This window comes from Enterobacter sp. ECC-019, from assembly GCF_043974075.1.
Taxonomy (GTDB): domain Bacteria; phylum Pseudomonadota; class Gammaproteobacteria; order Enterobacterales; family Enterobacteriaceae; genus Enterobacter; species Enterobacter asburiae_D.
Window position 1 is genome coordinate 2,371,045 of sequence record NZ_CP143759.1, and the last position, 13,352, is coordinate 2,384,396.

General features: G+C 59.9%; 16 protein-coding genes and 1 riboswitch. Of the genes, 7 read left to right on the forward strand and 9 right to left on the reverse strand.

Going from position 1 to position 13,352, the window contains the following annotated elements; all coding sequences use genetic code 11:
• Positions 1-12: 12 nt before the first annotated feature.
• Together V1566_RS11090 and hpxK are read left to right on the forward strand one after the other, a co-directional pair.
• Positions 13-1,254 carry a pyridoxal-phosphate-dependent aminotransferase family protein gene (locus tag V1566_RS11090; RefSeq protein WP_395305891.1) on the forward strand — a complete coding sequence of 414 codons (1,242 nt, stop codon included), beginning with the start codon at positions 13-15 and terminating at the stop codon, positions 1,252-1,254.
• Complete coding sequence (hpxK, locus tag V1566_RS11095) at positions 1,251-2,480, forward strand: allantoate amidohydrolase (protein WP_395305892.1); 1,230 nt, start codon at positions 1,251-1,253, stop codon at positions 2,478-2,480. Before V1566_RS11090 ends, hpxK begins: the two co-directional genes overlap by 4 nt.
• 85 nt (positions 2,481-2,565) lie before the next feature.
• Here hpxK and V1566_RS11100 read toward each other — a convergent pair whose 3' ends face one another.
• Positions 2,566-3,567, reverse strand: a complete 1,002-nt coding sequence (locus tag V1566_RS11100) for a magnesium transporter (protein WP_395305893.1) — start codon at positions 3,565-3,567, stop codon at positions 2,566-2,568.
• Positions 3,568-3,627: 60 nt separating this feature from the next.
• A riboswitch (M-box (ykoK) riboswitch) is annotated at positions 3,628-3,797 on the reverse strand.
• Positions 3,798-3,956: 159 nt separating this feature from the next.
• On the opposite strand from V1566_RS11100, the gene V1566_RS11105 reads away from it, so the two are divergent.
• Complete coding sequence (locus tag V1566_RS11105) at positions 3,957-4,460, forward strand: DedA family protein (protein ID WP_395305894.1); 504 nt, start codon at positions 3,957-3,959, stop codon at positions 4,458-4,460.
• Position 4,461: 1 nt separating this feature from the next.
• On the opposite strand, the gene V1566_RS11110 is transcribed toward V1566_RS11105, so the two are convergent.
• Positions 4,462-5,211 (reverse strand): SDR family oxidoreductase, encoded by a 750-nt coding sequence (locus V1566_RS11110; RefSeq protein WP_395305895.1) that lies wholly within the window; start codon positions 5,209-5,211, stop codon positions 4,462-4,464.
• A gap of 100 nt (positions 5,212-5,311) precedes the next feature.
• Between V1566_RS11110 and V1566_RS11115 the strand changes: the two genes are divergently transcribed.
• Positions 5,312-5,671: a winged helix-turn-helix transcriptional regulator gene (locus tag V1566_RS11115; protein ID WP_395305896.1), complete on the forward strand. Its 360-nt coding sequence runs from the start codon at positions 5,312-5,314 to the stop codon at positions 5,669-5,671.
• 1 nt (position 5,672) lies between these two features.
• Here the strand turns inward: V1566_RS11115 and V1566_RS11120 are convergent, their stop codons facing one another.
• The gene (locus V1566_RS11120; protein ID WP_395305897.1) at positions 5,673-6,467 is read right to left on the reverse strand and encodes an SDR family NAD(P)-dependent oxidoreductase; all 795 of its coding nucleotides are present in this window, start codon (positions 6,465-6,467) and stop codon (positions 5,673-5,675) included.
• Between the two features lie 125 nt (positions 6,468-6,592).
• Positions 6,593-7,036 (reverse strand): winged helix-turn-helix transcriptional regulator, encoded by a 444-nt coding sequence (locus V1566_RS11125; RefSeq protein ID WP_395305898.1) that lies wholly within the window; start codon positions 7,034-7,036, stop codon positions 6,593-6,595.
• A 152-nt stretch (positions 7,037-7,188) separates the two neighbouring features.
• Here V1566_RS11125 and agp point away from each other — a divergent pair, with 152 nt between their 5' ends.
• Positions 7,189-8,430, forward strand: a complete 1,242-nt coding sequence (gene agp, locus V1566_RS11130; RefSeq protein WP_039261681.1) for a bifunctional glucose-1-phosphatase/inositol phosphatase — start codon at positions 7,189-7,191, stop codon at positions 8,428-8,430.
• Between the two features lie 39 nt (positions 8,431-8,469).
• Here the strand turns inward: agp and V1566_RS11135 are convergent, their stop codons facing one another.
• Positions 8,470-8,697, reverse strand: coding sequence for a YccJ family protein (locus V1566_RS11135; RefSeq protein ID WP_008499832.1), 228 nt, complete (start codon positions 8,695-8,697; stop codon positions 8,470-8,472).
• A gap of 20 nt (positions 8,698-8,717) precedes the next feature.
• Positions 8,718-9,314, reverse strand: a complete 597-nt coding sequence (wrbA, locus tag V1566_RS11140) for an NAD(P)H:quinone oxidoreductase (RefSeq protein ID WP_121425840.1) — start codon at positions 9,312-9,314, stop codon at positions 8,718-8,720.
• A 390-nt stretch (positions 9,315-9,704) separates the two neighbouring features.
• Between wrbA and V1566_RS11145 the strand changes: the two genes are divergently transcribed.
• Both V1566_RS11145 and V1566_RS11150 read left to right on the forward strand, forming a co-directional pair.
• Complete coding sequence (locus V1566_RS11145) at positions 9,705-9,878, forward strand: general stress protein (RefSeq protein WP_024909630.1); 174 nt, start codon at positions 9,705-9,707, stop codon at positions 9,876-9,878.
• 116 nt (positions 9,879-9,994) lie between these two features.
• A complete protein-coding gene (locus V1566_RS11150) occupies positions 9,995-10,918 on the forward strand; it encodes a DMT family transporter (protein ID WP_395305899.1) in 924 nt (307 codons plus the stop codon).
• Here V1566_RS11150 and rutG read toward each other — a convergent pair.
• From rutG to V1566_RS11165, 3 genes are read right to left on the reverse strand one after another with little or no spacing between them, the layout of a single operon-like run.
• The gene (gene rutG / locus V1566_RS11155) at positions 10,906-12,228 is read right to left on the reverse strand and encodes a pyrimidine utilization transport protein G (protein ID WP_395305900.1); all 1,323 of its coding nucleotides are present in this window, start codon (positions 12,226-12,228) and stop codon (positions 10,906-10,908) included. The two genes, V1566_RS11150 and rutG, sit on opposite strands and share 13 nt — an antisense overlap.
• A 21-nt stretch (positions 12,229-12,249) precedes the next feature.
• Complete coding sequence (rutF, locus tag V1566_RS11160) at positions 12,250-12,744, reverse strand: NADH-dependent FMN reductase RutF (RefSeq protein WP_023327078.1); 495 nt, start codon at positions 12,742-12,744, stop codon at positions 12,250-12,252.
• Positions 12,745-12,753: 9 nt separating this feature from the next.
• Positions 12,754-13,344 carry a malonic semialdehyde reductase gene (locus V1566_RS11165; protein WP_395305901.1) on the reverse strand — a complete coding sequence of 197 codons (591 nt, stop codon included), beginning with the start codon at positions 13,342-13,344 and terminating at the stop codon, positions 12,754-12,756.
• Positions 13,345-13,352: the final 8 nt, after the last annotated feature.

The following is a 13,352-nucleotide window of genomic DNA, read 5'->3' on the forward strand; positions in this document are numbered from 1 at the left end:
AAGGACTTAACAATGGATATCGCACGCTTTCCGCAAATCAATCCGCCCCAGCGCCTGCTGATGGGGCCGGGCCCGATCAACGCCGACCCGCGCGTGCTGCGCGCCATGTCGAGCCAACTGATTGGCCAGTACGATCCGGCCATGACCCACTACATGAACGAGGTGATGGCGCTCTATCGCGGGGTATTCCGCACCGAGAACCGCTGGACGATGCTGGTGGACGGCACCTCCCGCGCGGGAATTGAAGCCGTCCTGGTCTCCGCCATTCGTCCGGGAGATAGGGTGCTGGTGCCGGTCTTTGGCCGCTTTGGTCATCTGCTGTGCGAAATTGCCCGCCGCTGCCGCGCGGAGGTGCATACCATTGAGGTGCCGTGGGGCGAGGTGTTCACGCCTGACCAGGTTGAGGATGCGATTAAGCGTATTCGCCCGCGCCTGCTGCTGACCGTGCAGGGCGACACCTCCACCACTATGCTGCAGCCGCTCGCCGAGCTCGGGGCCATCTGCCGCCGCTACGACGTGCTGTTCTACACCGACGCCACCGCGTCGCTCGGCGGTAACGCGCTGGAGACCGACGCCTGGGGGCTGGATGCCGTCTCGGCCGGGATGCAGAAGTGCCTCGGCGGCCCGTCGGGCACGTCGCCGATCACCCTTAGCGCGCGCATGGAGGAGGCGATCCGCCGCCGCAAATGCGTTGAGGAGGGCATTCGCACCGACGCCCACCGCGACGGCGACGAGGAGATGATCTACTCCAACTACTTCGATCTCGGTATGGTGATGGACTACTGGGGGCCGGAGCGCCTGAACCACCACACCGAAGCGACCACCGCCCTGTTTGGTGCCCGCGAATGCGCGCGGCTGATCCTGCAGGAAGGGCTGGATAACGGCATCGCGCGCCATAAGCTGCACGGCGATGCGCTGCTGAAGGGCATTCAGGCGATGGGGCTGGAGACCTTTGGCGATCTGAAGCACAAGATGAACAACGTGCTGGGCGTGGTTATCCCGCAGGGCGTCAACGGCGACCAGGTGCGTAAGCTGATGCTGGAGGATTTCGGGATTGAAATCGGCACCTCGTTTGGCCCGCTGCACGGCAAAGTGTGGCGCATTGGCACCATGGGCTACAACGCGCGCAAAGACTGCGTGATGACCACCCTGAGCGCGCTGGAGTCGGTGCTGAACTACCTGAAATTCACCACCACGCAGGGTGCCGCCATGCAGGCCGCGTGGGAACACTATCGCCGCGAGACGCCGCAATGAGCCCGGCGGCAGAACGGGTGATGGCGCGCGCCGACGCGCTGGCCGCCATCAGCGAAACCCCGGATGCGCTGACGAGAGTGTACCTCTCGGCGCAGCATCTGCAGGCCAACCAACTGGTCGGAGAGTGGATGCGCCAGGCGGGAATGACCGTCTGGCAGGACAGCGTGGGCAACATCTGTGGACGCTATGAGGGCGAGCAGGAAGGGGCGCAGGCGGTGCTGCTCGGCTCGCATCTGGATACCGTACGCAACGCCGGGCGCTACGACGGCATGCTCGGGGTGCTCACCGCCATTGAGGTGGTGGACAGCCTGCACCAGCAGGGGCTGCATCTGGCCCAGGCCATCGAGATTGTCGGGTTTGGCGACGAAGAGGGAACCCGTTTTGGCATCACCCTGCTAGGCAGCCGGGGTATTACGGGCACCTGGCCGCAGGGCTGGCTGGAGACCTGCGATGCCCGCGGCATCAGCGTGGCGCAGGCGATGGTGCAAGCGGGATTAGATCCCGCCCGCGTGGCGCTGGCGGCACGCCATCAGGACGATTTCAGCGCCTGTCTGGAGTTGCACATCGAACAGGGGCCGTGCCTGGAGCAGGAAGGTCTGGCGCTGGGCGTGGTGGAAGCCATTAACGGCGCGCGCCGCCTCAGCTGCCGCTTCACCGGGGAAGCCGGACACGCGGGAACCGTGCCGATGAATCACCGTAAGGATGCCCTGGCCGCCGCCGCCGAATGGATGGTGCTGATCGAAAACACCACCCGACAGCAGGGCGGTAATCGCGTGGCGACGGTTGGGGAACTGCGCTGCCTGCCCGGCGCGGTCAACGTTATTCCGGGCGAGGTTGCGCTCTCGCTGGATATTCGCGGCCCGCAGGATGCCCCGCTTGACGCGCTGCTCGCGGAACTGCTGGCGCAGGCGCAAAACATTGCAGCACGTCGCGGGCTGAGCTTCAGCGCCGAGGAGTTTTACCGTATCGCCGCCACGCCGTGCGATGCGCGTTTACAGGATCTGCTGGGACAGGCCGTTGAATCGGTGCAGGGGCGCTCATTATCGCTGCCGAGCGGTGCCGGGCATGACAGCATCGCGCTGGCAGAACGCTGGCCGGTCGGCATGCTGTTTGTGCGCTGCAAAGGGGGCGTCAGCCACCATCCGGCGGAATCGGTGATGGCTGAGGATGTTGCCCTGGCGATTGAGGCGTTTGGGCGGGCGGTGAGAACGATTGGTGCGATCTGAGTATTGCCCGGCGGCGCTACGCTTGCACGGGCCTACGGGATGGGTAGGCCGGGTAAGCGGCAGCGCCACCCGGCAAGGAATCCCATTACTCCAGCCCCAGGGTGTACTGGGCAATTTTGAAGTAGATAATCAGCCCGGTTCCGTCAATCAGCGTGGCGATAAAGGGGGCGGACACCACGGCAGGGTCGATCCGGCAGCGCTTGAGCACCATCGGGATGACGGACGACACAATCGCGCTCCACAGCGTAATGCACACCAGCGTCAGGCTAACGATAAGCGTGATTTCCAGCCCAATCCCCATCATCCAGGCGCGGATACACCCGGCGATACCGAGCGTGGCGGCAATCATCAGCGAGGTGGTCATCTCTTTACGCAGCACGCGGCCAACGTCGCGCAGACGGACTTCCCCCAGCGCCATGGCGCGCACCAGCGTGGAGGTGATCTGCGTCCCGCTGTTGCCGCCCGTGCCGATCAGCAGCGGAATAAAGAACGCCAGCGCGATGGCGGACTCCAGCGCCTCTTCAAAATGCTGGATCACCGAGCTGGTATAGGCCTCCGCGACAAACAGCAGCAGCAGCCAGACGGAGCGTTTCTTCCACAGGCTATACGGGCTGGTGTCCAGATAGGGCTTCTCCAGCGGCAGCGTCGCCCCCTGAAGCTGGGCGTCTTCGGTGACGTCATCTTCCAGCAGATGGGCGATTTCGCGCTCGGTCAGGCAGCCGACGAGCTTGCCGTGGGTGACCACGGGCACCACGTCCGCGCCGCCGTGCGCCAGCAGCCCGGCAACGTCGGCACGTTCATCCTCCGGTTTGACCTGTAAAAACTGCGAAATCATCAGCGATTTCACCGGCTGTACCGTGTCGGCGGTCTGCAGCAATTTACGCACGGCAATCATACCCGCCAGGCGGCCATTGTCTTCAATAAAAATATGCGACGGAATATCGTCGTCTTTTAATTTTTCGAAGAATTGCTCGCGCGCCAGCGCCACGCATAATGAAATATCGAGGACAATAAAATCGGTATTCATATATTGCGCGATCGCGCTGTCGTTGAATGCCAGGTTATGGTTGTGAATAGCGTAAGACATAGTGAATTCCCTTTGAATAATAACATCTCTCAGGGGCGAGCAAGACAGGGCATGTCGAAGAGGAGATCCCCACGTCCTGGGTTCAGCACTGTACACCGTATCCCGTGAGGGAAGTTATACTGACAAAGCCTTGATTCGACAGTGCCTGTTTTACCCTGTGCCGGTTCTCTCGAACCCACCAGAGCGATAACGTGTATTTGTACAGGAGCCTCGCCATAACGAGATCGTTGTAAAACGAGAGGGATAATACGCTTATTTGATATTGCCGCTCGGGAAATTAAATAATGTTTAAGAACGGTTTAGGAGAATCTTATTAATAAAGCGTTGACGGTTTATTTAAGGTAATTCATTTCTAATGGAGGATTATATAATCAACGGAGGAGAGGAAAATGGCGTGGTTTGATAATCTGCTGAATCATTTTGCGCTGTATCCGGCACATCTTTTCGCGCTGTTATTTATGATGGCGCTGAGTAAATCGACGGTGCTGATCTCCTCCGTGTTGCCGCCCGCCTCGGTGATGCTGCTGGCAGGGATTACCGTCAGCCAGACGAGCATGCCTCCCGCGCTGGCGTGGCTCGCCGTGATGATGGGAGCAGCGGCGGGTTCGGTGCTGAACTACCATATCGGCCAGCTGATGGGGCACTCCCGGCTGGTCACGCGTTTCACCTCAAAGCATGCCGACAAGTTCTTGCGGGTACAGCACCAGCTGCAAAAGAACGGTGTCATCGTGCTGTTTACGTCGCGCTTTCTGGCGGTCCTGCGCTACATCGTGCCGCTGGCGGCGGGGATGCTCAGGCTGAATGCAGTCAAGGTCTACGCCGTCAGCCTGCTTTCCGCCTGTGCGTGGGCGGCGCTGTACGTCGGCGCGGTCACCGGCATCAGCGCCTTTTGATTTACAAACTTCCCATTCCGCCGTCTACCAGCAGCTCCGTTCCTACCGTATAGCTCGACTCGTCGGACGCCAGATAGAGCGCGGCTTTTGCCAGCTCCGTCGTCGAGCCCATTCTGCCGAGCGGGACCAGCTTGATGACCTCTGCCATCATCGCGTTAAGCGCCTCTTCGCTTAAGCCCGTTTTGGTAAAGGCCGGGGTTTCCACCGGACCGGGGCTCAGGCCGTTAACGCGGATCCCGCGCGGCAGCAGCTCCGCCGACAGCGTACGCGCCAGCGACAGCAGGGCGGCCTTGCTCGCGGCATACACGCTGCTGGTGGGCAGGCCGATGCGCGCGCTCACGGAGCCGCAGAGGATCACCGACGACGGGTTATTAAGCAGCGGCAGCAGCGCCTGAATTAAAAAGAACGGTCCTTTCAGGTTGATGCCCATCAGGCGGTCCCAGGCATCCTCCTGCCAGGCTTCCAGCGGCGCGTGCGTCACGTCGCCAGCGTTGAGAAACACCGCGTCCAGGCGCGGCCAGCGGGCGGCGAGGGTGTCCGCCAGCGCTTTTTGCGACGTGGTATCTCCCGCATCGGTCGGGATCACCCAGGCCTTATCGCCCAGAATACGTTCTGCCTCGGCGAGCGTTTCCGGGTTACGTCCGGTCACGGCGACGCGCGCGCCTTCGGTGATAAACGCCTGCGCGGTGGCAAGACCGATGCCGCTGGTGCCGCCGGTAATCAGTGTATATTTATCTGTTAAACGACCCATGTTCTTCTCCTGAAATGTCACTGGAGAAAGCACTATAGAAACGTTAGTATCGAAAGGAAACCAGGTACCAAATGGATACTAAAGAGGCAAGAGGTGTGCTATGGCAGAAATGCTGGAGGAGTGCTGTGAAAAAAAATCTGAGGCGTATACCTGCCCGATGACGCAGTTTGTCAACCTGATATCCGGTAAGTGGGCGATCCCCATTCTCTACCGCCTGATTGTCTTCAACGCGCCCGTACGCTTTGGCGATCTGCTGCGTGCCGCTGCCCCCATCACGCAGAAAGAGCTGACGAAGCAGCTGCGCCTGTTTGAGCAGCGCGGGCTGGTGACGCGGACGGTCTACCCGGAGATCCCGCCGCGCGTGGAGTATCAGATCACCGGGCTGGGGTTAACCCTGCAGGACGCGCTCTCGCCGCTGGCCGCCTGGATGAGCGAGTACGGCGACCAGCTTGAGCGTTAGGCTACTGTTTTACGTAGCGCGGCGCCGGAATGCCGGTGCGCGCGCTGTTGAACAGCTCAAGGCGCGCCGCTTCGTAGCGCTCCCACAGGCCTGCGTCATGCATCGGCGGGATGGTGATCGGTTCGCCCTGATCCAGACCCGCCAGCGACGCATCCACCATATCGTCGGTGGTCATCACCGAGCCTTCCGGCAGATCGTTAACCGTGACGCCCGAATGGCTCCAGATTTCTGTCGCCGTGGCGGCGGGCAGCACGGCCTGAATGCGCACATTGCTCTCGGCAAACTCTTCCTGTAGCCCACGGGTAAAGCTCAGTACCCACGCCTTGGTGGCGCTGTAGAGCGCGCTGCCCGCCCGCACGTGCAGGGCCAGCACGGAGGCGATATTGATCAGCGTGCCGCGGTTTTTCTGCGCCAGGCGGGGCAGGATGGCGTAGGTTAAGCGCATCAGCGCCGTGGTGTTCAGGGTGTTAATGGCCTGATGCTGCGCTACCTCGCCCGCGAGGAACGGTGCCATCTGCGCGGTGCCCGCGTTGTTGATGAGCGTATCTATCGCGGTATTGCTGCGCAGTTCCTCTTCCACGGCACGGATCCCGGCTTCATCGGTCAGATCGGCCACCAGAATATCGACGGCCACGCCATAGCGCGCGCGCAGGTCGGCAGCGAGGGTTTTCAGACGATCCTCGCGGCGGGCAACCAGCACCAGGTTAGCGCCGCGCGCGGCAAGACGGTCGGCATAGACGGCACCAATCCCGGAAGAGGCGCCCGTAATCAGGGCGGTGGTGATTTGCGTAGTCATCGTGTGTTACCTCAAGGCAAAGTGGGTTATTTGGTTTCAAGATGAAACTGAATTAACTCTCTGCTATTTGGTTTTATAATGCAACCATATTGGCGATCATTTTGTGCTTTTGCCGTCGGGAACGATCAGGAGGGGAGTTTAGCCACGATCTCTTCAGGCGTCAGTTCGCGCCCATCGTCGGCGATAAGCGCCAGCTTGCGCAGAGGTTTGCGCTGTTCGGCATCGACCAGCACGGTGCCGCATTCGTTTTCAGCAAACAAAAATTCATTGCCCCACTGGGACAATGCAACCAGCACCGTTTGCAGGGCGCGCCCTTTCTCGGTCAGGACATACTCCTGCCAGGCGCTGCCGTCGGACGCGGGCTGAAGCGTAAGAATGCCTTCGTCGACCAGCAGCTTCAGTCGCGTGGTCAGCATGTTTTTCGCGATACCGAGGCTTTTCTGGAACTCGCCGAAGCGTTTAATCCCGCGCAGCGCGTCGCGAACAATCAGCAGCGACCACCAGTCGCCGATGATATCCAGCGAACGGGCGACGGGGCAGGTGCTCTCTTCGAGGCGGGTACGTTTCACGGTCAATTCTCCGGTAGGGTGTGGTTTTATTATAAAACTAATCTGCACGCGTCGTAAGCACGTTAATCATCAGTTTGAGAAATGCTTCCCGGAAAATTGTCACCAATCTGTCACACTGAACGCGACATTTTAAAACGAGTGAGGAATTAGGGATGAGAAAAGCACTACTCGCGCTGGCAGTCGCCGGTTCCATTTCAGCAACGTTTGGCGTGCAGGCGCAAGAGACGCCGGAAGGGTATCAGCTGGAGCAAGTTTTAATCATGAGCCGCCATAACCTGCGCGCGCCGCTCGCCAATAACGGCAGCGTGCTGGAGCAGTCCACGCCGAAGCAGTGGCCGGAGTGGGAGGTGCCGGGCGGTCAGCTCACCACCAAGGGTGGCGTGCTGGAGGTCTATATGGGCCATTACATGCGCGAGTGGCTGGCGCAGCAGGGGATGGTGAAGACGGGAGAATGTCCAGCGGCGGATAGCGTTTATGCCTATGCCAACAGCCTGCAGCGTACCGTCGCGACCGCACAGTTCTTTATCACCGGCGCGTTCCCGGGCTGCGACGTTCCCGTGCACCATCAGGAAAAAATGGGCACCATGGATCCGACTTTCAATCCGGTGATTACCGATAACTCGCCGGAATTCCGCGAAAAAGCGCTCAAGGCGATGGAGACCGAGCGGCAGAAAATGCAGCTTACAGAAAGCTATAAGCTGCTGGAGCAGATGACGAACTACGCCGATTCCCCGTCGTGCAAAGAGAAAAAGGTCTGTTCGCTGGCGGACGCGAAAGATACCTTCAGCGCCGACTATGAAAAAGAGCCGGGCGTATCCGGGCCGCTGAAGGTGGGTAACTCGCTGGTCGATGCGTTCACGCTGCAGTATTACGAAGGTTTCCCGGCTGACCAGGTGGCCTGGGGTGAAATTAAAACTGACCAGCAGTGGCGCGTACTCTCGAAGCTGAAGAACGGGTATCAGGACTCGCTGTTTACCTCTACCGAGGTGGCGCAAAACGTGGCGAAGCCGCTGGTGAAATATATCGATAAAACCCTGGTCACCGAACAGGCGAAAGCGCCGAAAATCACCCTGCTGGTGGGGCATGACTCGAACATTGCTTCCCTGCTGACTGCCCTGGATTTCAAACCGTATCAGCTGCACGACCAGCAGGAGCGCACCCCGATTGGCGGCAAGATTGTTTTCCAGCGCTGGCATGACAAAAACGCCAATCAGGAGCTGATGAAAATTGAGTATGTCTACCAGAGCTCAGAGCAGCTGCGTAACGCCAGCGTGCTGTCGCTGCAGTCGCCCGCGCAGCGCGTGACGCTGGAGCTGAAAGGCTGCCCGGTGGATGCGAACGGCTTTTGTCCTGTCGATAAATTCAATGCGGTAATGAATAACGCGGCGAAGTAGAAGTAAAGGAGAACCCCCCGCTGCGGCGGGGGGGAACGCTTAGACGTTTTTACGTTCGATGGTTTGCTCGCCCCAGAAGAGCGAGTCTTTATCCGTTTTTTCGAAGGCGCGCACCAGCACCTCATCGTTACCTTCCTCCCAAATCTGCTCGGCCAGCTTTTCATCGTACTTCGCGACTTCAAAGATAGCTTCGGCAATCTCCGGAGAGGTGTTGCGTAAACTTGCCCATTCGCCCACGTGGTGAGCTTTGGATTCTTGAGTTGGCATGCTTGTCCTCCTGTTGGGTGTTAGCCGTTCAGTTTTTTGGCCAGACCCGCGACGTATTCACCCTGATAGCGGGCAATAGACAGTTCTTCATTGCTTGGCTGACGTGAGCCATCCCCACCGGCAATGGTGGTTGCGCCGTACGGCGTACCGCCGCGCACCTGGGAAACGTCAAACAGCTCCTGCGCACCGTAGCCAATCGGCACAATCACCATCCCGTGATGAGCAAGGGTAGTCCAGGTTGAGGTAATCGTCTGCTCCTGACCGCCGCCGGTGCCGGTAGAGCTGAATACGCTGGCGAGTTTGCCGTAGAGCGCCCCGGATGCCCAAAGTCCGCCGGTTTGATCGAGGAAGGTGCGCATCTGGCCCGACATATTGCCGAAGCGGGTCGGGGTGCCGAAGATAATGGCATCATACTCCGCCAGCTCCTGCGGGGTGGCGACCGGGGCGTTTTGCGTTTTCCCCCCGGCTTTCAGGAAGGCTTCCGCCTGCATGGTTTCCGGTACGCGTTTGACCACAACCTCAACGCCATCAACCCTGTTTGCACCTTCTGCTACCGCGTGAGCCATGGTTTCAATGTGTCCATACATGGAATAATAGAGCACCAGAACTTTTGCCATTTTGCATCACTCCTCGTTGGTTTTTCTGACAGCGGATCGCTGCGTTCTTTTAAAGATATGTCATCACAGCCAGACTGCAAAAATGAACGGCATTTCTTTGATTTATAACAATATGATGACAAGGCGGCGTTGTAGCAAAATGATACAACTTTTCGGCGGGGGATTTTTGAAATGATAAGAAAGGTTTATGAATCACCGTCGCGTCATCTCACCCGAAAGGCTGAGTTCATGTTGCAGAATATTACCTGCGGCTTGCCGGATAGCGGCATTCCACTAAGCTTAGTTTCACGCGGCACAGATAAAGGCACTGTCCTTGTGTTGCGAGGTGAAAGAATCTTCTTTTACTGAATGCAATATGATGTTTAATGTTTCACATTCTGGAGGTTAGAGATGGCAAACCATCGTGGTGGTTCAGGTAATTTCGCAGAAGACCGTGAAAGAGCATCAGAAGCAGGCCGTAAAGGTGGCCAGCATAGCGGGGGCAACTTCAAGAATGACCCGCAACGCGCATCTGAAGCTGGCAAGAAAGGGGGCAAAAACAGCCACGGCAGCAGCAGTAAGTAACACGCCGGGTTGACCCCTGCCGCCGGGATCTCCCGGCGGTTTTTTTATTTCTGCAACGTTGAACTGTAACCAAAGGCAACGCACACTAGGGAATTGATCTTAATTGCGAGTGCCGCATGTCTGTCTCACGCTTCAAATTCTCCGTAAAACCGCAGGAAGCCATCCTCATTCTCATCACTATGTTCTGGGGCGGGACGTTTCTGGCCGTCCAGTACGCGGTGACTCTCAGCGATCCGTTCTTTTTTGTTGGCCTGCGCTTTGCGACGGCGGCGCTTGCCGTAGGGCTGATTTCGCTTAAAACGCTGCGGGGGCTGACGCTTACAGAGCTTAAGGCCGGCGTGGCGATTGGGGTGGCGATAGCGATGGGCTACAGCCTGCAGACGTGGGGATTGCAGACTATCTCCAGCAGCAAATCCGCGTTTATCACAGCGATGTATGTGCCCCTGGTGCCGTTACTGCAGTGGCTGTGCCTGGGGCGACTGCCGGGGCTGATGTCCTGTATTGGCATCGTGCTGGCGTTTATCGGCCTGATCTTACTGGCCGGGCCGGAAAATAACCTGCTGGCGCTGGGGCCGGGCGAAATCATCACCCTGATTGGGGCGATTGCCATTGCGGCGGAAATTATTCTGATTAGCGCCTGGGCGGGCAAGGTCGACGTCAAGCGGGTGACGGTTGTACAGCTTGCCACCGCGTCGCTGGTGGCCTTTGCGACGATGGTGCCGGCAGGCGAGTCCGTACCGCCGATGTCCACCGGTCTGGTGGTGGTCGCTCTGGGGCTGGGTATCTTCAGCGCCATTATTCAGGTCACCATGAACTGGGCGCAGCGCAGCGTATCGCCAACCCGCGCGACGGTGATTTATACCGGAGAACCGGTCTGGGCGGGCATTTTCGGGCGACTGGCCGGGGAGCGTCTGCCGCTTCTGGCCCTGGTGGGCGCGGCATTTATTGTCGCCGGGGTTCTGGTGAGCGAGTTAAAGCTCAAACGGAAGAAAAACGCGCTGCCAGAAAATGACAGCGCGGCGTTAAATCAGGAATCCTGATGCACGACGGCGCCCTGCGGCGCGGAGGCCATTCGGCGGCCCAGCAGGGCGTTAAGCAGGATCGCGCCGAAGGTCGCCGTGCCAATCCCGCCAATCGTAAACCCGCCCAGCGTCAGGGCAAAATCGCCCGCGCCCAGCACCAGCGTGACCGCCACCATAATCAGGTTGCCGTTCTGGCTAAGATCGACCCGGTGCTGCACCCAGATGCGCGCGCCAGCCACGGCGATCAGCCCAAACACCACAATCGATGCCCCACCGATGACCGGTGACGGAATGGTGTGGATCAGCGCGCCGAACTTCGGTGAGAAGCCGAGCAGCATCGCCATCACCGCCGCTGCCACAAAGACCAGCGTCGAGTAAACCTTGGTCACCGCCATCACGCCGATGTTTTCAGCATAGGTAGTGACGCCGCTGCCGCCCACGGAACCGGAGAGCATGGTCGCCAGCCCGTCACCGACGAACGCGCGGCCCATGTACGGATCCATGCTGCGCCCGGTCATCCCCGCCACGGCCTTCAGGTGGCCCAGGTTCTCCGCCACCAGGATCACCGCCACCGGTGCGATAAGCATCATCGCCTGGGTGTTAAAGGTGGGCGAGGTCACCTTCGGCAGGCCGAACCAGGCGGCCTGATGCAGCAGGGTAAAATCAACCGGCTTGCCCAGACCGAAAACGTTGGCCAGCAGGGCGTAGACCAGACAGGCGACAATCAGCCCGACCAGGATCAGCAGCCGCTGGATCATGCCGCGCGTGAACACCGCCACCAGGCCGATGCACAGCACGGTGATCACCGCCATCCAGCTTTCAAACGGCGAGGCGGAGACGCTCCTGACCGCAATCGGGGCGAGGTTCAGGCCAATCGCCATCACCACGGCGCCCGTCACGACGGGGGGCATCATTCGCTCTATCCAGCGCGTGCCGATTTTCATCACCACCAGACCAATCAGGGTGTACACCAGACCGCAGGCGATGATGCCGCCGAGGGCCACGCTCAGGTTGGGGTTGATCCCCTGACCGTTAAACCCGGTGGTGGCGATGACGACGCCCACAAAGGCGGCGCTGGAGCCGAGATAGCTGGGCACGCGCCCGCCGGTGACGAAAAAGAACAGCAGCGTGCCGATACCCGACATCAGAATGGAGAGGTTGGGATCGAGTCCCATCAGCATTGGCATCAGTACCGTGGCGCCAAACATGGCGACCGCGTGCTGAACGCCCATCACCATCGTCTGCCCGAGCGGGAGGCGTTCATCCGGCGCGACCACGCCAGCTTCTGTGGAGGTCGATTTCAACTGCCAGTGGGGAAATCCGAACATGGTCTGTCTCCTTAAAGCGGGTTAACAGGCGGGGCGCATAAGCGCGTGGTAGCCGCGGTCAAACCACACCAGCCCTTGCGGCGCGGGGTGGCGGATAATCGAAACAATGTCGCAAAACAGAATGTCGTGGGTGCCGACGCTCACCACCTGGCTGATGCGGCAGTCAAACGAGGCCAGCGCATCCTCCAGGCGCGGGCAGCCCGTGTCGCCCGTCTGCCAGCGGGCGGCGGCAAAGCGTTCCTCCATCGGCGTTTTCCCGCCAAACAGATTGGACAGCGGCTCCTGCCCGGCGCTCAGGGTATTCACGCAAAGGGTGCGGTTTTCGCTAAACGTTGGCCAGACGGACGCGCCGCGGTTCAGGCACACCAGCAGGGTGGGCGGTGAATCCGTGACGCTGCACACCGCGCTGGCGGTGAAGCCTGCCATCCCCGCCGGGCCGTCGGTGGTGATGATGTTGACCGCCGCGCCAACGCAGGCCATGGCGTCGCGAAAGGTTTGTTTATCCGGTGTCGTCATAATCGCTCCTTACGCCAGCCCGCAGGCCTCGTCGAAGTCCAGACGCGGCAGGCGCCCGTAAAGTTTGCGGGGATCGCCGTAGCCAATGTTGATCAGCAGATTGCTTTTAAGCGTGGTGCCGGTGAAAAAGGCCTCGTCGACCTTTTGGCGGTCAAAGCCCGACATCGGGCCGGTGTCCAGCCCCAGGGCGCGACAGGCGAAAATCAGGTAGGCGGCCTGCATTGAGCTGTTGCGAAAGGCGGTCTCTTCCGCATGCGCGGGGCTGGTGGTAAACCAGCTCTTTGCATCGCCGTGCGGGAACAGCTCGGGCAGGCGCTCGTAGAATTCACCGTCCCAGGCGACAATGGCCGTGACCGGGGCGGTGAGCGTTTTCTCGAGGTTGCCGCTGGAGAGCGCCGGGCGCAGCTTCTCTTTTCCCTCTGCGCTTCGCACAAACACAATTCGCGCCGGGGAGCAGTTGGCGGAGGTTGGCCCCCATTTCATCAGGTTGTAGATCTCGCGCAGCGTTTCGTCGCTGACGGGCATATCATGCCAGCCGTTATGGGTGCGTGCGCCGGTGAACAGCGTTTCCAGCGCGGCGGGGGTAATGGCTTCGCTCATTAAAGCTC